This is a genomic window from Janthinobacterium sp. PLB04, from assembly GCF_021165895.1.
Classification (GTDB): Bacteria; Pseudomonadota; Gammaproteobacteria; order Burkholderiales; family Burkholderiaceae_D; genus Janthinobacterium; species Janthinobacterium lividum.
This window is the reverse complement of the sequence record NZ_CP088968.1, coordinates 5,617,033-5,642,739: the sequence shown is the minus strand read 5'-3', so window position 1 is coordinate 5,642,739 and position 25,707 is coordinate 5,617,033. Positions and strand designations below refer to the sequence as shown.

Annotated in this window: 23 protein-coding genes and 1 pseudogene; 8 read left to right on the top strand and 16 right to left on the bottom strand. The window is 62.7% G+C overall.

Annotated features, from left to right (window positions below; translation table 11 throughout):
- Positions 1-109 precede the first annotated feature (109 nt).
- Positions 110-3,649 (top strand): DNA polymerase III subunit alpha, encoded by a 3,540-nt coding sequence (gene dnaE, locus LSO07_RS24910; protein WP_151096880.1) that lies wholly within the window; start codon positions 110-112, stop codon positions 3,647-3,649.
- A gap of 63 nt (positions 3,650-3,712) precedes the next feature.
- On the opposite strand, the gene LSO07_RS24905 is transcribed toward dnaE, so the two are convergent.
- The 4 genes from LSO07_RS24905 to LSO07_RS24890 all read right to left on the bottom strand — a co-directional run bounded on the left by LSO07_RS24905 (position 3,713) and on the right by LSO07_RS24890 (position 6,632).
- A complete protein-coding gene (locus tag LSO07_RS24905; RefSeq protein WP_034786466.1) occupies positions 3,713-3,943 on the bottom strand; it encodes a DUF6139 family protein in 231 nt (76 codons plus the stop codon).
- A 182-nt stretch (positions 3,944-4,125) separates the two neighbouring features.
- The gene (locus LSO07_RS24900) at positions 4,126-5,121 is read right to left on the bottom strand and encodes a VirK/YbjX family protein (protein ID WP_151096879.1); all 996 of its coding nucleotides are present in this window, start codon (positions 5,119-5,121) and stop codon (positions 4,126-4,128) included.
- Positions 5,122-5,167: 46 nt separating this feature from the next.
- Positions 5,168-5,722 (bottom strand): universal stress protein, encoded by a 555-nt coding sequence (locus LSO07_RS24895; protein ID WP_151096878.1) that lies wholly within the window; start codon positions 5,720-5,722, stop codon positions 5,168-5,170.
- An 88-nt stretch (positions 5,723-5,810) separates the two neighbouring features.
- Positions 5,811-6,632, bottom strand: coding sequence for a MipA/OmpV family protein (locus LSO07_RS24890; RefSeq protein WP_151096877.1), 822 nt, complete (start codon positions 6,630-6,632; stop codon positions 5,811-5,813).
- A gap of 157 nt (positions 6,633-6,789) precedes the next feature.
- Between LSO07_RS24890 and LSO07_RS24885 the strand changes: the two genes are divergently transcribed.
- From LSO07_RS24885 to LSO07_RS24870, 4 genes are all read left to right on the top strand, one after another.
- Complete coding sequence (locus tag LSO07_RS24885) at positions 6,790-7,476, top strand: response regulator (protein ID WP_070254281.1); 687 nt, start codon at positions 6,790-6,792, stop codon at positions 7,474-7,476.
- The gene (locus LSO07_RS24880; protein ID WP_081345478.1) at positions 7,473-8,861 is read left to right on the top strand and encodes an ATP-binding protein; all 1,389 of its coding nucleotides are present in this window, start codon (positions 7,473-7,475) and stop codon (positions 8,859-8,861) included. The genes LSO07_RS24885 and LSO07_RS24880 overlap by 4 nt, the downstream gene beginning before the upstream one ends.
- 119 nt (positions 8,862-8,980) lie before the next feature.
- Entirely contained in the window at positions 8,981-10,576 is a 1,596-nt protein-coding gene (locus LSO07_RS24875) for an ATP-binding protein (RefSeq protein ID WP_151096876.1), read from the top strand.
- Positions 10,563-11,174: a response regulator transcription factor gene (locus tag LSO07_RS24870; protein ID WP_034786674.1), complete on the top strand. Its 612-nt coding sequence runs from the start codon at positions 10,563-10,565 to the stop codon at positions 11,172-11,174. Before LSO07_RS24875 ends, LSO07_RS24870 begins: the two co-directional genes overlap by 14 nt.
- Positions 11,175-11,189: 15 nt before the next feature.
- Here LSO07_RS24870 and LSO07_RS24865 read toward each other — a convergent pair whose 3' ends face one another.
- The 4 genes and pseudogenes from LSO07_RS24865 to LSO07_RS24850 all read right to left on the bottom strand — a co-directional run.
- Positions 11,190-12,290, bottom strand: coding sequence for a glycosyltransferase family 9 protein (locus tag LSO07_RS24865; RefSeq protein ID WP_151096875.1), 1,101 nt, complete (start codon positions 12,288-12,290; stop codon positions 11,190-11,192).
- Between the two features lie 35 nt (positions 12,291-12,325).
- Positions 12,326-14,059 (bottom strand): lipid A export permease/ATP-binding protein MsbA, encoded by a 1,734-nt coding sequence (gene msbA, locus LSO07_RS24860; RefSeq protein ID WP_151096874.1) that lies wholly within the window; start codon positions 14,057-14,059, stop codon positions 12,326-12,328.
- A 51-nt stretch (positions 14,060-14,110) separates the two neighbouring features.
- The gene (locus LSO07_RS24855; protein ID WP_151096873.1) at positions 14,111-15,322 is read right to left on the bottom strand and encodes an O-antigen ligase family protein; all 1,212 of its coding nucleotides are present in this window, start codon (positions 15,320-15,322) and stop codon (positions 14,111-14,113) included.
- Between the two features lie 252 nt (positions 15,323-15,574).
- Positions 15,575-16,813 (bottom strand): annotated as a pseudogene (locus tag LSO07_RS24850) (malic enzyme-like NAD(P)-binding protein); the annotation flags it as partial.
- 206 nt (positions 16,814-17,019) lie between these two features.
- Here LSO07_RS24850 and LSO07_RS24845 point away from each other — a divergent pair.
- From LSO07_RS24845 to LSO07_RS24835, 3 genes are all read left to right on the top strand, one after another.
- Entirely contained in the window at positions 17,020-18,045 is a 1,026-nt protein-coding gene (locus LSO07_RS24845; RefSeq protein WP_034786474.1) for a LacI family DNA-binding transcriptional regulator, read from the top strand.
- 126 nt (positions 18,046-18,171) lie between these two features.
- The gene (locus LSO07_RS24840) at positions 18,172-18,651 is read left to right on the top strand and encodes a hypothetical protein (protein WP_052140504.1); all 480 of its coding nucleotides are present in this window, start codon (positions 18,172-18,174) and stop codon (positions 18,649-18,651) included.
- Between the two features lie 64 nt (positions 18,652-18,715).
- Positions 18,716-19,255: a hypothetical protein gene (locus LSO07_RS24835; RefSeq protein WP_225317414.1), complete on the top strand. Its 540-nt coding sequence runs from the start codon at positions 18,716-18,718 to the stop codon at positions 19,253-19,255.
- Here the strand turns inward: LSO07_RS24835 and LSO07_RS24830 are convergent.
- The 8 genes from LSO07_RS24830 to hemF all read right to left on the bottom strand — a co-directional run bounded on the left by LSO07_RS24830 (position 19,231) and on the right by hemF (position 25,616).
- Complete coding sequence (locus LSO07_RS24830) at positions 19,231-19,854, bottom strand: LysE family translocator (protein ID WP_151096870.1); 624 nt, start codon at positions 19,852-19,854, stop codon at positions 19,231-19,233. The two genes, LSO07_RS24835 and LSO07_RS24830, sit on opposite strands and share 25 nt — an antisense overlap.
- 73 nt (positions 19,855-19,927) lie before the next feature.
- The gene (locus LSO07_RS24825; RefSeq protein ID WP_151096869.1) at positions 19,928-20,704 is read right to left on the bottom strand and encodes an AraC family transcriptional regulator; all 777 of its coding nucleotides are present in this window, start codon (positions 20,702-20,704) and stop codon (positions 19,928-19,930) included.
- A 2-nt stretch (positions 20,705-20,706) separates the two neighbouring features.
- Entirely contained in the window at positions 20,707-22,170 is a 1,464-nt protein-coding gene (rng, locus tag LSO07_RS24820; protein WP_034747098.1) for a ribonuclease G, read from the bottom strand.
- Between the two features lie 43 nt (positions 22,171-22,213).
- Entirely contained in the window at positions 22,214-22,834 is a 621-nt protein-coding gene (locus LSO07_RS24815; RefSeq protein ID WP_151096868.1) for a Maf family protein, read from the bottom strand.
- Positions 22,835-22,842: 8 nt separating this feature from the next.
- A complete protein-coding gene (rlmH, locus tag LSO07_RS24810; protein WP_034747108.1) occupies positions 22,843-23,313 on the bottom strand; it encodes a 23S rRNA (pseudouridine(1915)-N(3))-methyltransferase RlmH in 471 nt (156 codons plus the stop codon).
- 6 nt (positions 23,314-23,319) lie between these two features.
- Positions 23,320-24,009 (bottom strand): ribosome silencing factor, encoded by a 690-nt coding sequence (gene rsfS, locus LSO07_RS24805; RefSeq protein ID WP_034786479.1) that lies wholly within the window; start codon positions 24,007-24,009, stop codon positions 23,320-23,322.
- The gene (gene nadD / locus LSO07_RS24800) at positions 24,010-24,621 is read right to left on the bottom strand and encodes a nicotinate (nicotinamide) nucleotide adenylyltransferase (RefSeq protein WP_070254338.1); all 612 of its coding nucleotides are present in this window, start codon (positions 24,619-24,621) and stop codon (positions 24,010-24,012) included.
- Between the two features lie 80 nt (positions 24,622-24,701).
- Positions 24,702-25,616 carry an oxygen-dependent coproporphyrinogen oxidase gene (gene hemF, locus LSO07_RS24795; RefSeq protein WP_151096867.1) on the bottom strand — a complete coding sequence of 305 codons (915 nt, stop codon included), beginning with the start codon at positions 25,614-25,616 and terminating at the stop codon, positions 24,702-24,704.
- Positions 25,617-25,707 lie beyond the last annotated feature (91 nt).

The following is a 25,707-nucleotide window of genomic DNA, read 5'->3' as shown; positions in this document are numbered from 1 at the left end:
GGAATTTCTTGCCCGCAACCGAGGGCCGCACCGCCGGTCCGGGGCCGCGACGCGGTAGAATAGACCCCATTGAATTTTGCACGAAACGGTACACAGGATGGAAATGGTAATGCAAGAGGCCGGCGCTCCGGCAGGTTCACAGCAAGCGATGCAGCCCGGTCCTGCCTTCGTCCACTTGCGCGTGCACTCGGAGTACTCGATCGTCGATGGCCTGGTGCGCATCGACGACGTGGTCAAGGCGGCGGCGAAGGACAAGCAGGTGGCGCTGGCCGTCACCGATCTGTCGAACCTGTTTGGCATGGTCAAGTTCTACAAGGAAGCGCGCGGCAAGGGCATCAAGCCCATCGTCGGCGTCGACGTGTGGATCACGAATGACGACAACCGCGAAAAACCGTCGCGTTTGCTGCTGCTGGCGAAGAATCGCATGGGTTATCTGCAACTGTGCGAATTGCTGTCGACGGCCTGGCTGACGAACCAGTACAAGGGCCGCGCCGAACTGCGCATCGAGTGGCTGCAGGCGCTGGCGACGAATACCTACGATCTGTACCCGGGCGAAAGCGCGGCGAATGGCTTGATCGTGCTGTCGGGCGCGCACTTCGGCGATGTCGGCACGGCCATCGAGAATGGCAACCTGGCCCTGGCCGAGCGCAATGCGCAGCGCTGGGCCGAGATTTTCCCCGGCCATTTCTATATCGAAATCCAGCGCGGCGGCCAGGCCAACCAGGAGGCGCAGGTGCGCCATGCAGTGGCCCTGGCAGCCAAGCTCGGTTTACCCGTGGTGGCCACGCATCCCGTGCAATTCATTTCCCCTGAAGAATTTATTGCCCACGAAGCCAGGACCTGTATCGCCGAAGGCGAAATGCTGGCCAACGCCAAGCGCGTGAAACGCTTTAACGACAGCCAGCGCTTCCTGTCGCAGGCCGACATGGCGGAACTGTTCGCCGACTTGCCGGCCGCGCTGGCCAATTCCGTGGAAATCGCCAAGCGCTGCAACCTGACCCTGACCCTGGGCAAGCCGCAATTGCCGAACTTCCCCACGCCGGACGGCATGACGATCGACCAGTTCCTCGTCGCCGAATCGCAGGCGGGCCTGGAAAAACGGTTATTACAGCTATATCCCGATCCCGAGCGCCGTGAAAAGGAGCGCCCGCGCTACGAGTCGCGCCTGAAGTTCGAGACGGACACGATTTGCAACATGAAATTTCCCGGCTACTTCCTCATCGTGGCCGAGTTTATCCAGTGGGCCAAGGAAAACGGCGTGCCCGTCGGCCCGGGCCGCGGTTCGGGTGCGGGTTCGCTGGTGGCGTATTCGCTGCTCATTACCGACCTCGATCCATTGCAGTACAACCTGCTGTTCGAGCGCTTCTTGAATCCCGAACGCGTCTCCATGCCCGACTTCGATATCGACTTTTGCCAGGAAGGGCGCGACCGCGTCATCCAGCACGTCAAGGATTTGTATGGCAAGGAGGCCGTCTCGCAGATCGCCACCTTCGGTACCATGGCGGCCAAGGGCGCGATCCGCGACGTGGGCCGCGTGATGGACTTCGGCTACAACTTCTGCGACGGCATTTCCAAGCTGATTCCGTTCAAGCCCGGCAAACCCGTGTCGATCGCCGACGCCATCGAAGAGGAACCGCTGCTCAAGGAGCGCCTGGAAAACGAGGAAGAGGTCAAGCAGCTGCTGGACCTGGCGCAGCAAGTCGAAGGCATCACGCGCAATATCGGCATGCACGCGGGGGGCGTCCTGATTGCGCCCGGCAAGCTGACGGATTTCTGTCCGCTGTACACGCAGGGCGGCGACTCGGGCGTCGTGTCGCAGTACGACAAGGATGACGTGGAAGCCGTCGGCCTCGTGAAGTTCGACTTTTTGGGTCTGACTACGCTGACCATCCTTGACCGCGCAGTGCGCTACATCAAGCAGCTCGATCCTGCGCAAGCGAACTTCGACCTGGCGACCTTGCCGCTGAACGACAAGCCGTCGTATGACTTGCTGACCAAGGCCAAGACCGTGGCCGTGTTCCAGCTGGAGTCGCGCGGCATGCAGGGCATGCTGAAAGATGCGCGGCCCGACCGCTTCGAGGACATTATCGCGCTCGTGGCCCTGTATCGTCCGGGCCCGATGGACCTGATTCCGGATTTCTGCAAGCGCAAGCACGGCGAGCGCTTCGATTATCCCGATCCGCGCACGGAATCGATTCTGTCCGAAACCTACGGCATCATGGTGTATCAGGAGCAGGTGATGCAGATGGCGCAGATCGTCGGCGGCTACTCGCTGGGCGGCGCCGACATGCTGCGCCGCGCGATGGGTAAAAAGAAAGCCGAAGAGATGGCCGAGCACCGCGAGATCTTCCGCGCCGGTGCCGCAAAAGATGGCTTGACGGCGGAAAAGGCCGACGAAATCTTCGACTTGATGGAAAAGTTCGCCGGCTACGGTTTCAACAAGTCGCACGCCGCCGCCTATGCCTTGCTGTCGTACCACACGGCCTACCTGAAAGCGCACCACACGGCCGCCTTCATGGCCGCCAACTTGTCGCTGGCCATGGACGACACGGACAAGATCAAGATCCTGGTGGAAGATTCGCTGGAAATCTGCAAGCTGACCTTGTTGCCGCCGGATATCAACGAATCGGACTACCGTTTCACACCGAGCGGCGAGGCGCCGTCCGTGAGCGGCAAGAAAGTCACGCAGATCCGCTATGGCCTGGGCGCCGTCAAGGGCTCCGGCCAGAACGCCATCGAAGCCATCATCGCCGCGCGCGAGGCGGGCGGGCCATTCACGAGCCTGTTCGATTTCTGCAAGCGCGTGGACAAGAAGCAGATCAACCGCCGCACCATCGAGTCCCTGATCCGCAGCGGCGCCTTCGATTGCCTGAAGGTCGACCGCGCCATCCTGCTCGCTTCCGTGGCGTTCGCCATGGAATGCGCCGACCAGGCCGCCAAGGCGGCAAATCAGGTGAGCCTGTTCGGCGGTGACGACAGCGACATGGTGGCGCCGCCCGAGTACGTCAAGGTACCCGTGTGGACGGATAAGCAGCGATTGACGGAAGAAAAGATCGCGCTGGGTTTTTACCTGTCCGGCCACCTGTTCGATTCGTATGCGCCCGAGGCGCGCCGTTTTGCGCGCACGAAATTGTCGGAACTGTCGCCGTCGCGCGAACCGCGCATGATGGCTGGCGTCATCACGGGCTTGCGCACGCAGATGACGCAGCGCGGCAAGATACTCATCGTCACCCTGGACGACAAGAGCGGCACGGTGGAAGTGACGGTGTATGGCGAATTGTTCGACGCCAACAGGAAAATCTTCAAGGAAGATGAATTCCTGGCCGTCGTGGGCAAGGTGTCGGAAGACCGTTTTTCGGGCGGCTTGCGCATCACCGCCGAGAGCGCTTTCGACATCATCGCCGCGCGGGTGCAGTATGGCCGCCAGCTGGGCTTGACTCTGCCCACGACGCTGGACATGAAACGCATCAGCGACGTGATCACGCCGCACCGGGCTGCGGACGGACTGCCGATCGCAGCCAAGGTCAGCCCGCAGGGCGTCAGTTGCGTGCTGCAGTTTGGTGACGAGTGGAAAGTGGCGCCATCGGATGAGTTGCAGATGGCGCTGGAGCAAATGCTGGGTGCGCAAGAAGTGGCGGTCGAATACTGACCGGCACCGTCCGGCGCGTAAAACAAAGCCAAACCGCAGACATGCTGGTTTGGCTTTTTTCGTTTACATGTCTTTCAGGCCCGTGATCGCATAGCCCTTGGCGGCGATCTGCTGGTGCGGCTGTTCGATATGGTAGTTGGGCAAGGCCTGGGCATCGTCGGCCACTTCGCTGGCGCGTACCTCCAGCTGCCAGTCGGTATTGGTAACTTCTTCCGGAATGAGCTTTCCTTCCGGCACGGCGAGGTAGGAAAAAATGCCGTCGTGCTCGGCCCGGCGGTAGATGTCTACGCGCATGAATGCCTCCTAGTAAGCGTTGGGGGAACCGGCGCACCACATGTGCATACCGATAGCGCTAGCGTAACAGGATTGTGCCGCGCATGTGTTGAAGCGTGTGCTGCAGGAGGAGGAGCGGCGGTGCGGCAATGACGGCGAGCAACGATGCGGGGGCGGGGCGTCGTGCGGTGGCCGGGGGGGGCTCAGGCGACAGCGGAAGCGTAGTCGTCGTCCAGATCGGCCGATTGCCGTACCGCGTTGGCGGCTGCCGCAGTGCCTGCCGTGGCGACCTGCACCGGGCTGCGATGGGCATCGAGGCCGCTACGCAGGCTGCTGATCATGGCCAGCGTCAGTTCGTGGCGTTTGCGTGCTTCCGAGCGCTTCTTCGAGGGAATGTCTTCCAGGGCCAGCAAGGGCAAGTTTTCGCATGGCAGCTCAAAATCGCCATCCTTGCGTGGCTGGGCGCCGAGTTCTTGCCAAAGGGCATTGTAGTCGGCGAACAGGCGGCCCTTTTTTGCGGAATGATGGACGGCGCGGTTGGCGTTGCCTACAAGTACCATGTTGCGGCAGCCATGTTCATGTCCCAGCTGGCGCACCAGGCGCACCATCAGGGCCTTGGGACGCATGCCATGCAGGTCGCGCGTGGCCTCGCGCACGCGGCGCAAGCCTTCCGCGCCGCGCGGACCCTGGATGCAACCGATGCCCACGCCCATGCTGGCGCGCGCGCGGGAACCAAAAAAGGTAAACGCGACCGAGTAGATCACGTCATCGCCGTGGGCCAGTTGCAGGACCATCTCGCCTTCGCGGTCCATCGGTTGCAGCGAACATAGCTGCAGGTGGTAGGGCGCGCCCGATTTTCCCGGCACGCAGCCCAGCCGCACCGGCGCGCGCGCCGCCTGCGCCATCAGCTTGCCCCAGCCTTGTTGCAGGATGAAATGATAGTGCTCGACCAGCAAGGCGACGCGCTGGCGGCAAGACAGGTTCGTGCTCAGGTAATGGCGGTACACCTTGTGCATCATGCGCGGATAGGCTTGCAGCAAGTCCTGGAACACGGGATGGGAATTGAGCAGCTGCAACCAGATGCGCGTCTGCCGGCGCTGCAGCTGCGCCCGCAATTGCAGCTTGAGCAGCTCGCGCACGCGTGACATGCCTGGCGGCATATTGCTCAGGCCTGCGTGCAGGGTAATAGCTTGTGTCATCAAAGAGTTTCCATGTGTATGTGGATGGCCGGGCGCCGACGGCGCTTCAGGCAGGCGGCGGCCCGCTCATGCCGTCGGTATCGGCCAGCAATACCGTGGCGCTGCGCGTGGCGCGCGCCAGCTTGGATGCCAGCGCTCCGGCAAAGCGGCGCTGCCAGGCACAGTGCCGCAGGGCCGGCAGGACGATTTCGTGGCAACCGAGCAGTTCAGCCGTATCGAGGATCGTAAACAGCAGCTCGCCGGCGACAATATGGGTGCTGAAGGCGAGCTGCGAACGGCTCAGATACAGGCCCGCCTCGTGCATCATCTGCTGCGTGGCCAGGTCCAGCGCATGGCATGCGCCGGCACTGTGCCGGGGCAAGCCATCGGTCCGGCGCGATGGCGCCGGTGTGACGTGCAGCAGGCTGACGCTGACCTGTATCCCCCATTCCTGAAGGCGCCTGGCGTAGCGCGCGCCGTAGATGATGTCGCTGGCGCGCTTGACGGGCAAGAGCAGCAGCAAGGTATCCTGGCCCGTCTTGCCGCCCGCGCCCGCGGCGCTGTCCGGGGCGCGGTGACGTTGCGGGGCAAGGCGCGATGCATGCATGGAAGGGATGGCCATAGTCGGAAAACCATGTCATGTTATCCATGCCATCCCCCTGTGTAAATTGGCGAAACAGCGTACGGGTTCCCCTTATGCCGCCCCGGTTTTAATAGCGGTAAGTGACATACACGGCGCCGATCGGCGATGTCTTGCGCTGCACGATGGGGCTCTTGGCCGCGTCGCCCATGCGGTGCTCGACGCCGACCAGGGTATTGATGCCCCAGCGCGCATCGAAGCGGTGCTCCCAGTTGATGGTGGCCTGTGCTTCATAGAAACCGCCCTTGGGCGTGTATTGCTTGAACGAGGTATTCGCCGCCTGGGTGGCCGTCACGCCATACATGGTCTGCACGTACTTGCGCTCGCCCCAGCCGAGCTGGCCGCTGATGTTCACGCTGTCTTGCTGCATGCCCCTGGCATCGGCCCGGCCATAGATCTGGCCTGTTGCGCCGAAATGCACATTCGCGCCATTTTCGCGATTCGACAGGGGAATGTCGCTCGACACGCTCAGCGACAGGCCCGGCAAGGGCGAATAGCCCGCGCTGAGCAGGGCGCTGGCGTTGCCCTTGACTTCGCCCATGCCCTTCAGATAATCGCTGCCGCCCCAGCCGTTGGCACCATTGCGTTTGTGGTCTTCGCGATTGCCGCGGTAGCCCAGCGCGGCGCTGTAGCTGAAGGGGCCTGCCTGGCCGCCATAACCGATGCCGCGCGAAGTGCTGAAGAACAAGCCATTGGCCATGGCGTAGTCGAGGATGATCAGCGGCGAGGCCGACAGCTTGTCAGCACCGGAATAGCTGGACACGGCAGCGACGCCGCCGCCGATGGTGAAGACATTTTCCGCCGCCGGTTCGGCCGCGGCGGCGGCCAGGGGATTCAAGCTCAGGCCGCAGGCCAGTGCCAGCGAGGTCAACAAGGTTGTAGATGCGTGCATGGAGTTTTCCGTCAGGTGGAGAACCGAGTCCGGAGTGGCTCGATTGACAGCCGACAGTATTCATCCTTGCCATGAAGGAAAAATGAGCCTTTTATTAAGATTGGATGAAGAACGCTTCTTTACCCATTCTTCAGCTTGCGGTGGTTTAATACTCCCCATGAAGATACTGCTGATTGAAGACGATATGGACCTGGGCAATGGCGTGCGGATTGCCCTGCGCGACCAGGGCATGCAAGTGGTCTGGGTGCGCAGCCTGGAGGATGCGGCGCGCAGCATCGAGCACGACAGTTGCGAACTGGTGCTGCTGGACCTGGGCTTGCCCGATGGCGATGGCCTCGATTTGCTGGCCCGGCTGCGCGCGGCGCGCCTGCCGGTGCTGATCCTCAGCGCCCGCGATACGCTGGAACAGCGCTTGCGTGGCCTGGACGGTGGCGCCGATGACTACCTGGTGAAGCCGTTCGTGCTGGCCGAGCTGCTGTCGCGCGTGCGCGCCCTGGCACGCCGCAGCTATGGCTTCGATGGCGACACCATCGAATTGCGCGGCTTGCTGCTGCAAGTGCCCACGCGCAGGGTCAGCGTGCATGGCCGGCCCGTGGAGCTCACGGCCAGTGAATATGCCCTGCTGAAAACCTTGCTGATGCGCGCCAACCGGGTCATCACGCGCCGCGTGCTGGAAGAGCACATCCTGCCCGGCGGGCTGGCCAATGCCAGCAATACCCTGGATGTGCATATGGGCAACCTGCGCCGCAAGATAGGCGAAGGTTATATCCGTACCGTGCGCGGCGTTGGCTATGTCATCGACCAGCAGGGCGAGACATCCCCCCCGCCGGGTGCTGGCGCATGATGGGGCGTTTCTGGGCCATGCTGCGCCGGCCTACCCTGGTGCGCCGCCTGATGATGGCGCAAATGCTGATGCTGACCGTGCTGTGGAGCCTGGCCGTGGCGTATGTGCTGTTCGAGGGGACGAGCGAAGCGAGCACGGTGAGCCGCGGCGTCCTGCACGCCATTATCAGCGTGGCCGATAACCTGGCCGAGCAGCCGCAGCGCCAGGAGCAAAGCTTGCGCGCGATCGACGAAGCCTTGCGCGAGGAATTTGAAATGGGCCAGGTACCTGAGCTGGCGCCGCGCATCCTGGTCTGGCGCGAAGGCAAACTGGTCTACAAGTCCCCCGCGGCGCCCAGCGGCATCCGCAGCGCCGGCCCCGAGCAGATGGAAGTGGTGTATATCAAGGGCCAGGCCTGGCGCAGCCGCAGCCTGGCCGAAGGGACAACCCGCGTGACCGTGCTGGAAGTGGGGGGCGCCTGGCAATTTTTCGTCACGATCAATTCACGTGGCTACTACCTACTGCCGCTGCTGATCAGCCTGCCGTTCCTGCTGGTGCCGGCCTGGCTGTCGATCCGCCTTGCCATGCGCCCATGGCGCAAGGTGGCGCAGGAGGTGGCGGCGCGCGGGCCGCAGGATTTGCGTCCGCTGGCGTTCAAGCCGCCGCATGGCGAACTGGCGGCGCTGGTCGACAATATCAATGCCCTGCTGCAGCGGGTCGATGCCAGTGCCTCGCGCGAACGCAGCTTCATCGCCGATGCCACGCATGAGCTGCGCACGCCACTGGCGGCCATGCGCGTGAATGTCGAGGCTCTGCAGGGGCAGGCGCATGATGCACGCCAGCAAGAGCTGTTGGACGGTATCTTGAACAGCGGCAACCGGGCCGCGCGCCTGGTGGGCCAGCTGCTGCAGCTGACGCGCAGCGAAGTGCAGGCGGGCGGGGGCGAGTTGCCGCGGCGGCAGGCGCTCGATACCTTGCTGCAAGACCGGCTGGCGGCCCTGTCCGGCCTGGCCCAGGCGGGCGATATCGAACTCGAGTTGCAAGCCAGCGTTTCGCTCAGCGTGGCCGGACAGCGCGAGAGCCTGGTCTCGCTGATCGACAATCTGGTGGAAAACGCCATCAAGTACAGCCCGCGCGGCAGCAGCGTGACGGTGTCGCTGCACGCGGAGCGGGGCCAGGCCGTGCTGCATGTGGCCGATCAGGGGCCGGGCATCGCGCCGGCCCTGTATGAACGCGTGTTCGACCGCTTTTTCCGCGCGCCGCAGCAGGTGCAGCCAGGCAGCGGCCTGGGCTTGTCCATCGTCGCTTCCGTCGTGCGCCAGCACGGCGGCACGATTCAGTTGCACAGAGGTAATGGCGGCCTGGGCTTGCTGGTGGAAGTGCGCTTGCCGTTGGCCGAAGCCTGACGCCGCCTGCGTGCCTTGCGATATTGCATGAAAATTATTTCATGTGCTTATAACGCAAGTTGGCATGGCGTGGCGCACGCTTGCGATGCATAATGCGGGACAGTTAAAAAAACACCGTTATGCGCCTATTTCTGTCCCGCTACCTGCCGTATCCCGCCTTTGTCGGCTTGTATCTGCTGTTTGACTGGGCCACGTATATCGACCCGATGTACGGGCTGAACATCACCCCCTGGAATCCCGATCCCGCGCTGGGCCTGGTATTTTGGCTGATCCACGGCCGCAAGGCGGCGCTGCCGTGGTTTATCGCCCTGGTGGCAGGCGAGGTACTGGTGCGCGGCATGCCGGCAGGCTTGCCCCTGACCTTGCTCTGTTCGGCGTGGCTGGTGCTCGGCTATGGCAGTATGGGCGCAGTCTTGCGCCGCAGTTTCAGCAGCAGCGACATCTTCGACAACCGGCGCCGCCTGAGCGCCTGGGTCGCCATCGTGCTGTTTGGCACCGTGCTCAATGCGCTCGGCTATATTTCCCTGCTGTCGCTGACGGGACGCATCCCGGCCGGCGAATGGGGGACGGCAGTCTGGCGTTTCGGCATCGGCGACATGGTCGGCATGCTGGTGTCGATGCCGCTGATCTGGGTGCTGTTCAGCGAACGGGGGCGCGAGCGCCTGCATGCCGCCGTCTGGCGCTGGGAAACCCTGGCGTATCTGGCACTCGCCAGTTTTGTGCTGTGGAGCCTCTTCGGTTCCATCGTGCGTTCCGAATACAAGCATTTCTACTTCCTGTTTCTCCCCGTGATCTGGGCCGCCTCGCGCCAGGGATTGCATGGCGCCGTGCTGGCCGTGTTTGTATTGCAACTGTGCATTATCACCCTGGTGAAATGGACGCATGCGGTCGATATCCAGTTTTATGAATTGCAACTGCTCGATGCCGTGCTGGCGCTGGTGGGATTTTTTATCGGCATCGTCGTCGATGAGATGCGGCAGGTGGCCGACGAACTGAAACACACGATGCGCCTGGCGGCCGCAGGAGAGATGGCGGCCGCGCTCGCGCATGAGCTGAACCAGCCGCTGACGGCCTTGTCGACCTATGGCAAGGCGTGCGAATACTTGCTGGAGCGGGGCGAAACGGGCGCCTTGCTGCAGGGCGCGGTGGGGCACATGATCGTGGAATCGGGACGCGCCGCGGACGTGGTGCGCCGCCTGCGCGACTTTTTCCGCACGGGCGCGATGCAGCTTGAAGCGGTGGAGGCGAGCGCCTTGATCGAGGGCATGGCGCGCCAGTTCACGCCGCTGTTCCATGAACATGGCATCGAACTGGTGCTGGTGCCGCCGTCGCCGTTGGCCGTCAACGCCGACCGCCTGCAAATCGAGCTGGTGTTACGTAATTTATTGGCCAATGCGCAGGATGCGGTGATGGGTCAGCCGCGCGGACGGCGCCGCATCACGGTCTCGGCCGAGCGGCTCGAAGGCGGGCGGCTGCGCCTGTCCGTGGAAGATAGCGGCCCCGGCATTTCCAATAACCTGGCGGCGCGCCTGTTCGAACCGTTTGTCTCGAGCAAGGCCAGCGGCCTGGGTCTGGGGCTGGTGCTCAGCCGCAGCATCGTCGAAGCGCATGGCGGCCAGTTATGGGCCGAAGTGGGCAAGCATGGCATTTTTCGTTTTGTCCTGCCCCTGGCACGCGCCAGTGCGGCCGCTACAGGAGAGTATGGTGACAAGTAATTTGACGGTGTTTATCGTCGACGACGATCCCGCCGTGCGCGATGCGCTGGGTTTGCTGCTGGGCATACGCGGCTACCGCACGGCCCTGTTTTCCTGCGGCGAGGATTTCCTGCACAGCTGGCGTCCCGAGTGGGCTGGCTGCCTGCTGGTCGATATCCGCATGTCGGGCATGGATGGCCTGAGCCTGCAGCGCCGCTTGCTGGAGCTCAAATGCATGCTGCCCGTCATCATTATCACGGGACACGGCGACGTCGCCCTGGCACGCCAGGCCTTCAAGGCGCAGGCCAGCGATTTCCTGGAAAAACCGTTTGACCACGACAAGTTGCTGGCAGCCATCGATGAAGCGTTTTCGCGCGAGGCGCATGCGCGCGGCCAATTGCTGCGCCAGGTGGAGGGGCAAGCCTTGCTGCGCGCCTTGACGCCGCGCGAGCGGGAAGTGATGCATCTGGTGGTAACAGGCCAGCACAACCGAGATATCGCCCCGGCACTGGGCATTTCCGTGCGCACGGTGGAAGTGCACAAGGCGCGCCTGATGGACAAGCTGGGCGTCGACAATGTGGCCGACTTGGTGCGCATCAGCATGCTGGGCACCGGTTAGCCACTGCAGCGTTGTCTAGGCGATGGTCTGCAATACCTGGTCGACCGAGATCGCCTTGACCCAGTCGCTGCGCCGCGCCACCGTGATGACGGTGCTGTTGGCGCTGTCGAACGGCGCCCATTCCGGATTCTTCTTGCGCATCAATGCCACCACCGGCACATGCACGGCGTTCGCCAGGTGCATGATCGACGTTTCCACCGAAATGATCAGGTCGCATTGCGCCAGCATGGCGGGCAGCTGGAAAAAGTTGTCGACAGCGCTGAAGGCTTGCGTGCGCGGCAAGCCACGCGCCTGCACGACCGCATCGACCTTGGCCAGTTCCTGCGGCATGGCATTGATCAGGAAGCAGGCATTTTTCCACTTCGGCATCGCTTGCATGCGCGCGATCAGCTCGGCGATGCGTTCCAGCGGCCAGCCGCGCTTGTGCGACTTGGCAAACGGGTTCAGGAGTACGAGCGGACCCTGGCGCGGGGCAAAGCCCCAGGTGGCCAGCTGCGCCTGCGCTTGCTGCAGCGCCTGCTCGGGAATGTGCACGAAGGGATAGCGTTCGGCCACGGGAATGTCGATTCCCGTCAATTGATGGAACCAGTCCGCATACACGCTGCTGATATGGTGCTCGCCGGCATCCTGTCCCGCATACGAGGCCAGCACGGCATCGATCTTGCGATAGGCCAGGTAATGCCAGGGGCGTAGCGGGCTGAACGGTTTGCGCGTGCCGATCACCAGCCCGTGCGGGCTGATCGCGCGGGCAAGATCCGCGTACTGCTGTGGCCGTACGTGGGCCAGAGACACGACGACAGGATAGTGTTCCGCCTTGGCTTCGCGCAGTGATTCTTCGTATAGCGCCGGGCTGTAGGTCTTGCGGTACACCTTGGCGAACAGGCCCGACTGCTCTACCCAGTCATACAGCGAATAGGTGCGCAGGCTTTCCCATTGTTTCGCGTCGGACGTGCGGCGGACTTCGTCGACCCACAGGTGGATCTGGATATGGGGATAGGCCGCGGCAAAGGCGCGGAAACCGTTTTGCAGGTAGGTAAAGTCTCCCAGCGCCAGATGGGCGATGAAAAGAATTTTGTCCGACTTTTGTAGAAGTTCGGCGGGAATCAAAGGCGTCATGTATCAGTACGATTTCAGGTATTCATTCGATGGCGTCAAACCATTTGCTGGGAAAACTGCAGGCGATGCAGATTGGCATAGGCGCCGTTGGCATCCAATAACTGCTGGTGACTGCCGGTTTCCATTATTTTCCCATGTGACAATACCACGATACGGTCCGCACGTTCAATTGTTGATAGCCTATGAGCAATAACGAGGGTGGTTTTACCTTGCATCAGATGTTCCAGCGCCGCTTGCACGGCCCGTTCCGCTTCCGTATCCAGTGCCGAGGTCGCTTCATCGAGGATCAGGATGGGCGCATCCTTGTAGATCGCGCGGGCGATGGCCACGCGCTGGCGCTGGCCGCCGGACAGGCGCGAGCCGTTGTCGCCCAAGCGCGTTTCCAGGCCGTCGGGCAAGCCGTCGATGACGTCCGACAGGAAGGCGGCGGCCGCAGCCGCTTCGATGCGTTGCCGGTCCGGCGCCGCATCGCCATACGCGATATTGGCGGCCAGGGTATCGTCGAACAATACGACTTGCTGGCTGACCATGGCGATCTGGCTGCGCAGGCTCGTCAGGGCGATGGCATCGATATTCTGCCCATCGAGCAAGATCTCGCCACTGCTGGCCGAGTAAAAGCCGGGCAGCAGGCTGACCAGGGTTGATTTGCCGCCGCCGGACATGCCGACAAAGGCGATCGTTTGTCCTGGCGCGATGCTCAGATCGATGTGTTGCAGCGCCGGTTCCGGATGCCCGGGATAGGCAAAGCTCACGTCCCTGAACTCGATGCGGCCTTTGCTGCGCCCGGCGAGCGGCTTGCCGCCCGTGCGTTCCGGCGTCTTGTCGATCAGCAAAAAGACTTCTTCCGCGGCGGCCATGCCGCGCTGCAGGGGGCCGTTGACTTCGGCCAGTTGCTTCAAGGGCGTCAGCAGCATCAGCATGGCCGTGATGAAGGACACAAACCCGCCGACCGTGATCTGCCCCTGCTCCGACTGGAACAGGGCCATCACGATGACCAGGGCCACGGCGGCGGCCGTGATCACCTGCGTGATGGGGACGGTGGCGGAAAAAGTGGTGGTCATGCGCATGCTGTAGCGGCGCAATTGCTCGGCACGCTCTTCGAAGCGCGACTTTTCGTAGTCCTGGCCGCCGAAGATCTTGATCACTTGCTGGGCGCGCGTGGTTTCCTCGATGACCTGGGTCAGCTCCGCGTTGACGGCCAGGGAGTCGCGGTTGAGTTTTTTCAGGCGCTTGCCCGTGGTGCGTACGACGATGGTCAGCAGGGGCAGCAGCACCAGGGTCACCAGCGTCAGTACCCAGTTCAGGTACAGCAGCCACGCCAGCAGGCCCAGCACGGTCAGCGAGGAGCGCACGATCGACGTAAACACCTTGGTCACCATCTCGATGATCTGCTGCACTTCGAACATGATGGAGTTGATGACTTTGCCCACCGTGTGGGTGTTGTAGAAGTCGATGGGCAAGTTGAGCATGCTGGCAAACATCCTGCGCCGCAACTCGTTGAGGATGCGCGTGGAGACATAGCTCATCAGGTAGCTGCTGGCAAACGTCGACGCGCCGCGCATGGCAAAGATGCCGATGACGATCAGCGGCACGAGCCAGAAGGAAAAATTCACCTTGCCGCCAAAGCCATTGTCGAGCAGCAGTTTGAGCGCATACGGCAGCAGCGGTTCCGTGGCCGCCGTGACGACCATCGCCAGCAGGGCCAGGGCCAGATGTTTCTTGTAGGGCGCGTGCAGTGCGGTGAGCCTTTTCAGGTCGGGCGTGAGCATCGGTATGGTTCCTTGCAGGGGGCAGCAAAAACGGTCAGGCGAAAAACGAGCTCAGGCAACGCGTTCTTGCTGACGCAGCATGGCCCACAGTATCACCATCGGGAAGACCAGCATGATGATGCCGATATTCAGGGTGAGCGAGCTCGTCGTCAGGCCAAAAACAGGATAGCAGGTACACAATATTACGCCGGCGAGGGCATATGGCCGTGCACTTGGAAGGTTGTGGCGCAGAGCATACCCAAACAGGGTGAGCGGAACAATAAATAGTGCCAGCAAAGCCAGCAGGCCGAGGATGCCGCGCTTGACCAAGGCGTCGAGATAGTCATTGTGGGCGTTGGTATAAGCGCTGATAGAGGTACTCATCTTTCCTTCGGCCACGAGCTCTTGCTTTTGTGCGAGATAGCCTGTGCGCCCCATACCCAGCCAGAGATTCTGCTTGGACATCTCCAGCGCGGTATGCCACATCTCCAGTCGTTGCCCCACAGATGTCGCCGCATCGCCGGCTCTTTCGAATTTTTCCAGTTCAGAAACTGCAATGATCGCGCGCTGGTAGACAAGCGAGCTTGGCATTGCATAGGCCGCTGCGATTATTGCAAGCAACAAGGTAAACATGGCGATCCGGTAGCGTTTTCCATGCTGTTTGGCGTGATGTACCGCGATAATCACGAGACAGATAGGCAGTACCACCCAACCGCCCCGGCTGCTACTGATAACGGAGCCAAAAACGCCGGCCAGGCCGCCCGCAAGCAATAGGCATGTCCAGGCGGTCGAGTGGCGTTGCTCACGGGCCCAGCCGAGTCCTGACAACGCCAGCATGCCAAATAGCATGCTGGCGTTCCCGTAATGGATAGGATTGCTGGTCGCCGCTTGTGGGCGTGTGGCGTTGGTGGCGAGAAACTGCGAGAAGGCCAGCGCAGCGCCAGTTGTGGCACCAATTGCCAATCCACTCCACCATGCAGCAGGCCGCGGCGGATAGGCAATCAGCAGCAGCATGACCGGCGCAGCCAGCAGCGCTCGCAGGGGGATGTCGAGTTCGCGCGCCGGATCGCCGTGGTACAACATATTGGCCGTAAAAATGAAGAAGTACAGCAGCAGCGTGCCGAGCATCAGGTAATCGCGGCGCTGCAGATTCAGACGGGGGCGTTTCCACAGCAGCCAGCTGCTGGCCAGCAGCAGCACCAGCGCGCCAAGGGAATATCCGCTGTTGACTGCCAGCGCCAATGCCGAAAAGAGAAAAACACAAACAGAGGTCAGGCCGAGCATGAATATCCTTGGTAACGCACGACGTCGCCATTATGGCAACTGTAGCAACATAAAGTAGGCGTCATTGTAATCGAAGGTGGCAGCAAAAACGGTGCCCGGGAATTTGCTCTTCGATAACTATATAGGCGGTCTCAAGGGGGAAATGAAAAAAACCATGGTTTTTAGCCATGGTTTTTTTGTAAGCAATGGTAACTTGCTGTTATTTTGCCAAGGCAGGATCGCCTGCCACGTGTATCAGGCGACTGCTGGCACGCGGGTGGCGACGCCGGTGGCGATGGCCGCTTGCGACACGGCAGGCGCGACCCAGCTGCGCAGACGCTCGTCGAACGGCGACGGTATCAGTTGCAGCGGCGTCAGGGCGCTGCTCTCGTGACCGGGCAGCGGCTCCTTGGCCAGCGCGGCGATGGCGCGCACGCAGGCCAGCTTCATTTCTTCATTGATGGTGGTGGCGCCCACGTCGAGCGCGCCACGGAAGATGTACGGGAAGCACAGCACATTGTTGATCTGGTTCGGGTAATCCGAGCGGCCCGTGGCGACGATGGCGTCGTCGCGCACGGCGTGCACTTTTTCCGGCGCGATTTCCGGATGCGGATTGGCCAGGGCGAAGATCAGCGGCTTGGCGGCCATCGATTCGACCATCTGCGCGCTGACCACGCCGCCCTTCGAGACGCCGATGAAGATGTCGGCGCCGACCATGGCGTCAGCCAGGTCGCGGTCGCTCGTGTCGTTCGCGTAGCGCGCCTTGTTCTCTTCCATGCTGGCATCGCGGCCCGGGTAGATCACGCCCTGGCTGTCGCACACTTTCAGCAGCGACTTGTTCAGGCCCAGCGAGACGAGCAGGTCCAGGCAGGCGATCGACGCGGCGCCAGCGCCCGAGACGGCCACTTTGACGTTGCCGATGTCCTTGCCGACCAGTTCCAGGCCGTTCAGGATGCCGGCCGCGACGATGATGGCCGTGCCGTGCTGGTCGTCGTGGAAGACGGGAATATTCATGCGCTTGCGCAATTGCTGTTCGATGTAGAAGCAGTCGGGCGCCTTGATGTCTTCCAGGTTGATGCCGCCGAAGGTCGGCTCCATGCGCACCACGGTGTCGATGAACAGGTCGGGATCGTTCTCCGCGAGTTCGATGTCGAACACATCGACATCGGCGAACTGCTTGAACAGGCAAGCCTTGCCTTCCATCACCGGTTTGCTGGCCAGCGGACCGATATCGCCCAGGCCCAGCACGGCCGTGCCATTGGTGATCACGGCCACCAGGTTGCTGCGCGACGTATAGATGCCGGCCGTGCGCGGATCTTCCACGATGGCTTCGCAGGCAAAGGCCACGCCCGGCGAGTACGCCAGGGTCAGGGCGCGGGCGTCGCCCAGCGGTTTGGTTGGCGTGACGGAAATCTTGCCTGCGCGGGGTTGCGCATGGTAGGCGAGGGCGGCTTCTTTCAGGTTGAAGGTTTCGCCGTTCTGTTCGGCGTGCTTGCTGTGCGAAGTAGACATAGGAATTCTGTGAGGGGCAACCGGGCCCGAGTGGTAAGTCCGAGTCATGGTATGCAAGCGTTTGCACGCTGTCAAGGCTGGATTGTACTAAAGCCTGTCAAAACCGCTTTGGGCGTCGGCTTTATTTCAATGCAAGCGTTTGCTCGGTTTTTGACGGAATAGGGAATTTTTACGATAAAATCACAGTATTGCGATCCGGGAAGCCCATGACAAACAAGAACCCCACCTTAAGCGACGTCGCGCGGGCCAGCGGCGTGCACTTTTCCACCGTCTCGCGCGTGATGAACCCGGCAACGCGGCAAATGGTCAGCGCCGAGGTGGCCGCGCGCGTGCTGGCCGAAGCGGGCCGGCTCGGCTACCGGCCGAACCGCGCCGCCTCCACCCTCGTCACCCGCAAGTCGCGCATCATCGGCGTGGTCTTGCCCGACATTACCAACGCTGTCTTTCCACCGATCCTGCTGGGCATCGAGGAAGGCTTGCGCAAGCATGGCTACCTGGCCATCGTCGCCAACGTGGGCGCTGACGAGGAAGAGCAGCTGTTCGTCATCAACCGCCTGCTGGGGCAGCAGGTCGATGGCCTGATCCTGGCTACCGCACGGCGCGACGATCCCGTCATCAAGATGTGCATCGACCAGAATGTGCCCGTCGTTACCGTCAACCGCAGCGACGAGACGGGCGTCGCTTCCTGCGTCGTCAGCGACGACGTGGTCGGCATGCGTCTGGCGGTGGAACACTTGCTGGCGCTGGGCCACCGCCATATCGCGCACATCGCCGGCCCGGAAAACCTGTCCACGGGCCACGTGCGCCGCCTCGGTTTCCTGGCCGCCATCCAGGCCAGCGAACTCGATCGCTCGCAAGCGTTCGTGTTTGAAAGCAGCGGCTATTCGCGCGAATGCGGCAAGGCGGCCCTGCTGGAACTGCTGCGCCAGTCGCCGCGGACGACGGCCGTGGTGACGGGCAGCGACCTGGTGGCCCTCGGCTGCTACGACGCCATCCGCGAACTGGGTTTGAGTTGCCCCGAAGATATTTCCGTGGTGGGCCACAACGACATGCCCTACATGGACATGATCCGTCCGCCCCTGACCACCATCCGCATCCGTCACCACGGCATCGGCACGGAAGCGGCCCGGCTGATCCTGCAAACCATAGCTTCGCCCGATTCCCCGGTGCTCGACGTGCGCCTGAAACCCGAACTGGTGGTGCGCGAATCGACGGCGGCGCCGCGCGCCTGAGTCTGCCGCTTGTTGCCCTTCTTTTGCTGGAGTATGTTTAAATCTTGATATTGATAATGATCAAGATAACCCCATGCAGACGACATATAGGCGACAACGGCGGCATGCACGGCAGGGAGGCCGCTGATGCCGAAGAATTTCGGCATGCCTGGCAACGCCTGGCGCTATGCGCTGGGCAGCGACTATGGCTATTGCTCGCCCTTGCTTGACGGCATAGAGTTTGAAAACGAGTGGGTGACGATACGCGAATCGGCGATCCGCATCCGCGCCGGCTATGCCTGGGATGGCTGTTCGCCCTGTATCAGCGTGCTCGGCCTATTTTATGTGGGCACGCCCGATGGCGCGCAGCACCTGGGCTTGCCGGCGACGTATCATGCCAGCCTCGTGCATGACGTGCTGTGCCAGTGGCGCGCCGACATTCCCGTCACCCGCGCGCAGTCGATCGCCATTTTCCAGCAGTTGCTCAGGGAGGTGCGCTTCCCCTTGGCGGGGCTGTATGCGGGCGCCGTCTTCCTGTTCGGGCCACGGCGTGACTTCATGCGGCCTGGCGCGCGCGCCGCAGTGGCCGCCCCGCACCCGCCAGGGGCAACATTAAAGCGGCGCTAACGCCGCCGCCGACGCGCCATGGTGTTAAACTGGCGGCCCTCAACGTATTTTGCCCTCCATCGCCATGACCAAAACCAACACGCCCTCCCCGAAACGCCGCGAAGAGGGCGTCGCCAAGCTGACCGTCAATCCCTTCCTCGATGCCGAGTTTTACGCGCGCATGCGTGATTACACGGAACGCGATGCGGCCATCATCAAGGAATTGAAAGCGATCGCCGAGATCCGCGCCGGCAACAAGCAGCCCGATCCCCGCCTGGCGCCGTCGCTGCAAGCACTGCGCGATACCGTCAAGAAAGGTCTGACGTTTGGCGAGATGCTCGAGCGCATGGCCGCCGGCAAGGAAAAAGGCTTGTGGGAACCGTGGATGACGACCTTCGGCATTGAAATCCGCGCCATCAACTACGGCGCCGGCCCGCGCAACGCCTGCCTGGTGCTGGACCTGGCGGCGAATGCCCCCGCGCACGCCATGTTCGCCAAGGCCGGCATCCAGAACTGGCGCAGCCTGGCCGCCGACGACTGCTCCGTCGTGCGCTCGGAAAAAGCGACGGAAACCACGCCCTTGAAAGTGTATGCCGTGTTTTACCTGGATCCGTTGCCTGCCTGAACCAGCAGAAGCACCGCCAGCACGATCAGCATCGCGCCCGACAGCCGTTCCAGCGACGGCAGCGCGCGCGCAAAGCGCTGCCGCAGGGCGGTGCTGCCGATAGCCAGCGCCACCGCCATATCCCACGCCAGCACGGCAAAGACCATCCACGCGCCATATGCGACCATCGCAGCGGTGTCTGTCTGCCTGGAGGCCAGCACGGTGGCCAGGCTGACGTAGAACAGCGCATTTTTCGGATTCAGGATGGCGGAGGCAAACCCCATCACGACACCGCCGCGCCAGCGCGCCTTGCCGGTGGCGGGCTTGGCATCCAGGCGGCTCTTGCCCGCATGGCGCAAGAACAGCCAGCCCAGGTACAGCAGATAGGCGCATCCCGCCAGCCGCACCACCATGAATGCCGTACTGCCCGCCCGCAGCACCGACAGTCCTCCAAATGCCGCCACGATAAACACCGCATTGGCCACGGTAATGCCCATGCACGTGCCGGCAGCGGCGCGCCAGCCGTGGGCCAGCGAGGTGCGCGCGATCAGGAAAAAATCGGGACCGGGCGACAGCAGGGAAAGAAAGTGGGAGGCGGCGATCAATAAAAAGTCCTGCATGGCTTGCGCTCCGTAACGATAGGGAGGCGAGTATGCAATGCTGCTGCCGGCGCGTATTGAAGAAAATTGCAGGCTAGCGGTAGCGCCCGGGCGTGATGCCCGCATGCGCCTTGAAGACGCGCTGCAGGTGGCTCTGGTCGGCAAAGCCCAGCTCATGCGCCAGCTGCGCCAGCGCCGTCCCTTCCTGCAAGCGGCTGCGCGCGCGGTTGACGTGCATATTTAGTTGGTAGGCATGCGGCGTCAGGCCCGTGGCGGCGCGAAAGGCGCGGATCAATTGATAGGGGCTCAGGCCAGCCGCCTCCGCCAGTTGCCGCAGGCTGGCAGAGGGCTGCGCCTGCAGCGTCGCGAGCACGGGCGCCAGTTGCTGGGGCAGCGGCTTGCGTTCCGACGGCAGCACGTCCGCGCAGGCGCTGGCGCAGGCGCCAAGGAACGCCAGCAGCGCCGCATTTTTCTCCGCCGCGCCGGCCCTTGAAAACAGCAGCGCATTCATGGCGCAAAACTGCGCATACAGTAGCGGGCAACGCAACACCGTCGCCGTGTCGCCATCGAGCGCCAGCGCGTGTGCTTGCAGCCACCGCGCATCGAGATGCAGCATCTGGTAGCTCCACGGGGCGTCAGGCAGGGGATTGCAGGCGTGCACGCAGCCGGCCGGCACCAGCACCAGGCTGCCATTACCGAGGGCGACCTTGCCGTCTTTACTGCCCGTAAAGATACTACCGCCTGCGTCGACGGCGCCGATGGAAAACGTGGGATGGCTGTGCGGCTTGTAGCACGCCCGGCTGTGGCAGGCGCGGCGGCTCTCCACGTGGGGGAAAGACGGGTCGCGCCAGAAGGCGGTGGTGCCCGGCATGACTACATCAGGATCACGTCGTACTGCTCCTGGTGGTAGGCATTCTCCACCTGCAGCGAGATTTTCTTGCCGATGAAATCACCGAGCATGGCCAGGTGCTGCGATTCTTCTTCGAGGAACAGATCGACCACTTCTTGCGAGGCGAGGATGCGGAATTCGCGCGGGTTGAACTGTTTCGCTTCGCGCAGCAGTTCGCGCAGGATTTCATAGCAGATGGTGCGCGAGGTCTTGACTTGTCCCTTGCCGGCGCAGGCGGGGCAGGGCTCGCACAGGATGTGGGCCAGCGATTCGCGCGTGCGCTTGCGTGTCATTTCCACCAGGCCCAGTGGCGAGAAGTTGCTCACCGAAACCTTGGTGCGGTCGCGCGACAGCGTGCGTTTTAGTTCGGCCAGCACGGCGTTGCGGTGCTCGGCATTGTCCATGTCGATGAAGTCGAGGATGATGATGCCGCCCAGGTTGCGCAGGCGCAGCTGGCGCGCGATGGCGTGCGCCGCTTCCAGGTTGGTCTTGAAAATCGTGTCGGCGAAATTGCGCCCGCCCACAAAACCGCCCGTGTTGACGTCGATGGTGGTCATCGCTTCCGTCTGGTCGACGATCAGGTAGCCGCCCGATTTCAGGTCGACCCGGCGCCCCAGCGCGCGCAGGATCTCTTCTTCCACGCCATACAGGTCGAACAGCGGGCGCTCGCCCGTGTAGTGCTGCAAGCGCGTCAGTTCGCTGGGCGTGTAGATTTCAGCGAATTCGCGCAATTTGACGTAGTTCTCGCGCGAATCGACCTGGATGGTGGCTGTTTCATCGCCGACGAAGTCGCGCAGCACGCGCTGCGCCAGGCTCAAGTCCTGGTGCAGCAGGCTGGTGGCGGGACGGGTGCGCGCGCCGTGCGTGATCGTGCTCCAGGTCTTGCGCAGGTAGTCGACGTCCGCCTTCAGGTCCGCGTCGGAAGCGTCCTCGGCCATGGTGCGCACGATGTAGCCGCCTTTTTCATCGGGCGGCAGCAGGCTTTGCAGGCGCACGCGCAGCTGCTCGCGCTCCGCTTCCTTTTCGATTTTCTGCGAAATGCCGATGTGCTTGTCCTGGGGCAGGTACACCAGCATGCGTCCGGCGATGGAAATCTGCGTCGACAGGCGCGCGCCCTTGGTGCCGATCGGGTCCTTGATCACCTGCACCGTCAGCACCTGGCCGTCGAAGAGGATTTTTTCGATCGGCGCCGGTGTCGCGTTCTGGCCGTCGTGGCCGCGCGCTTCCCAGATGTCGGCCACGTGCAGGAAGGCGGCGCGCTCGAGGCCGATGTCGATGAAGGCCGACTGCATGCCCGGCAACACCCGTACCACTTTGCCGGAATACACATTGCCGGCCAGGCCGCGCGTGAGCGTGCGCTCGATGTGCAATTCCTGCACGGCGCCCTGCAGGATGAGGGCGACGCGCGTTTCTTGCGGCGTGATATTGATCAGGATGTCTTCGTTCATGGAGGCGGGGAAGTGGAGGCGACGAATGACATCATACCCGGGATCAGGGCAGGGGCAAACCTGCTTCACGCAGCAATTGCACCGTCTCGTACAGGGGCAGGCCCATGATGCCGGAATGGCTGCCTTCGATATGCTCGACGAACAGGGCGGCGCTGCCCTGGATGCCGTAGCCGCCGGCCTTGTCGTAGGGCTCGGGCGTGGCGCAGTAGGCGGCGATGGAGGCCGGCGAGAGCACGCCGAAGCGCACTTGCGACACCTGCGTGCGCTGCTCGGCGAAATCCTTGTAGTGCACGGCGATCGAGGTGAGCACCTCGTGCGTGCGGCCCGACAGCTGCTGCAGCATCGCCACGGCCTCAAGGCGGTCGGCCGGCTTGCCGAGGATGATGCCGTCGATGGTGACGGTGGTGTCGGCTGCCAGCACGGGGCGCGGGGTCAGGTGGCGGCGGCGCACCAGGTCCCAGGCGAAGGCGGCTTTTTCATTCGACACGCGGGCGACATAGTCGAGCGCCGATTCGCCGGGCAGGACTTCCTCGGTGACGTCGGCGCCGCGCGGGCCGTCGCTGCGCAGCAGCAGCAATTCGAAATCGATGCCGATCTGGCGCAGCAGTTCGCGCCGGCGCGGGCTTTTGGAGGCAAGGTAGATCTTGTGATCAGCCGTTTTCATGGGGGAGTTCAGACGCGGTGATAGGGGTGGTTTTGCGTGATCGACCAGGCACGGTACAGCTGCTCGGCGAGGATCACGCGCACCACGCCGTGCGGCAGGGTCATGCTGGAAATGCGCAGCATGCCTTCGGCACGTGCCTTGAGTTGCGGATCGAGGCCGTCGGCGCCGCCGATCAGGAAGGCGGTGTCGCGGCCATCCTGCTGCCACGCCATCAACTGCTGCGACAGGCCGACACTGGTCAGGTCCTTGCCGCGTTCGTCGAGCGCGATGATGCGCACGCCCTTGGGCAGGACGGCTTCGATGCGTTCGCGTTCCAGCGCCATCGCCGTGGCGGCGGTCTTGCTGCCGGAACGCTCCACCGGCTTGATTTCTTTCAGCACGATGCGCAATTCCGGCGGCATGCGCTTCGCGTATTCCGCGAAGCCCGTCTCTATCCAGGCCGGCATTTTATGGCCGACCGCAGCGATGATGAGCTGCATCGAGGCTTACGCTTCGACTTTTTTGATACGCTTGATCACGGTTTTTGCCGGTGCAGCATCGGCTGCCGGCTTGGCCGCGCGTGGGGCGCGCACTTTTTTCTCTGGCAGCGCTTTCAAGGCTTTCACGGCAGCCGCTTCGGTCTTGGTTGGCGCGACTTTCACGGTCTTGCCGACAGCTTTGGAAGCGGTGGCTTTTTTCGCCGGGGCTTTCTTGGCGGCGGTGGCGGCCGTGGCTTTCTTGGCCGGTGTCTTTTTCTCGATCACGGGCGAAGCTTCCACATTGGCCTTGCTCGCTGCCAGATGGCCGCTGACCTTTTTCGGCTCGTCGCCGGCCGCTTTTTTCGGCGCGCGCTTGGCGGCACCCAGCTTGACCGGCGTGTCGCCCCAGATTTCTTCCAGGCGGTAGTAGGCGCGGATAGGCGCTTGCATGATGTGGACGATCATGTCGCCCAGATCGACCAGCACCCATTCACCCGTTTCCTCGCCTTCCATGCCGATGATGTCGCCGCCGGCGTCCTTGACCTTGTTGCGCACCGAGGCGGCCAGCGCCTTGGTTTGACGGTTCGAGGTACCGGAAACGATCGCGATGCGGTCGAACAGGCTGGTCAGGTGACTGGTTTCGAAGACGGCGATGTCTTGGCCTTTGACGTCTTCAAGGGCGTCAACGACGAGGGTTTGCAGTTTTTTGATGTCCATTTAGCTTTTGTATAAATTATGTTGTTCAATATAGTCTAGCACTAGCGGGGAAACAAGCGAGTTTGCCCGATTCCCCCGTTGTAATGCCGCACGTATTTCGGTGGCGGAGATATCCACCGCGAAGTCCTGTGCCAGATAAGTCAGACCGTGCGGCGTGTTGCGGATGCTTTCCAGTGACCCCAGGCGGCGCGAAAATTCTTCGGCAACCACTTGCGGCACTGCGGTGTCATTCAGCGCGAAGCCGGGGCGGGCCGCGACGCAGATATGCGCGTATTCAAATAATTGCTGCCATTCGCGCCATGTCGCGAGCCGCTGCAGCTGGTCGGCGCCCATCAGGAAAACGATGGATGCGCGCGCTCCCAGCTCGGCGCGTACCTGGCGCAAGGTATCGATGGTGTAGCTGGCCTGGCCATGTTCGCTGCGCTCGATTTCCTGGCGGTCGATCACGACCGGCACGGGCAGGCCGGCAAACGCCAGGCCGGCCATCTCGGCGCGCTGCTGGCCGGTGGCGCCCAGGTTGCCCTTTTGCCAGGGCGCGCCGGCCGGAATCACGCGCAGTTCATCGGCGTGCAGCAGGCTGGAAAAATGCGTGCCCAGCGCGACATGGCCCATATGCACCGGATCGTAGCTGCCGCCCAGCAGCGCCACGCATGGGGTATTGCCGGCGATGCCATGCGTCGTGCTAACTCCGGTCACGCCTGCAGCCAGTCGCGATGCACGAGGAAGTCAGTATACAACGCCGCTTCGGGACTGCCCGCTTCCGGGTGCCAGTCGTAGCGCCACTTGACCACGGGCGGCATCGACATCAGGATCGCCTCGGTGCGTCCGCCCGACTGCAGGCCGAACAGGGTGCCGCGGTCGAACACCAGGTTGAACTCGACATAGCGTCCGCGCCGGTAGCACTGGAAATCGCGTTCGCGTTCGCCGTAGGGCGTGTCCTTGCGGCGCGCCAGGATCGGCACATAGGCTTTGACGAAAGCGTCGCCGGCGCTGCGCATCATCGCAAAGCTGTCGTCAAAGCCCAGGGCGTTGAAATCGTCGAAGAAGATGCCACCGGCGCCACGCGCTTCGCGCCGGTGCTTCAGGTAGAAATAATCGTCGCACCACTGCTTGAACTTCGGATGCAGTTCGTCGCCAAACGGCGCCAGCGCATCATGGCACACCTGGTGGAAGTGCTTCACGTCGCCCGCGTCGCCATAATACGGCGTCAGGTCCATGCCGCCGCCGAACCACCATACGGGTTCGCCACTGGCATTGACGGTGCTGAAAAACCGCACATTCATGTGCACCGTGGGCGCATACGGATTACGCGGATGCAGCACCAGCGACACGCCCATCGCTTCCCACGCCTTGCCGCCCAGTTCAGGGCGCGCGGCCGCTGCCGATGGCGGCAATGCGGCGCCGGTAACGTGTGAAAAGTTCACGCCGCCCCGCTCGAATACATTGCCTTCCTCGATCAGCCGCGAAATGCCGCCGCCGCCCTCGGGGCGCTGCCAGGCATCGGTCAGGAAGGGCTTGCCGTCCTGCGCTTCGAGTGCCTGCACGATACGGCTTTGCAAATCGAGCAAATAGGCCTTGACGGCCGAAGGAGAGGGAGTTGACGACATCGCGTGGGCCGACGAGGCCGAAATAAAAAAGTAAGGACGGATTGTACCCTGTTACGCGTTTTTGTGATAGGGCGGCGCTGGTGCTGTGGTT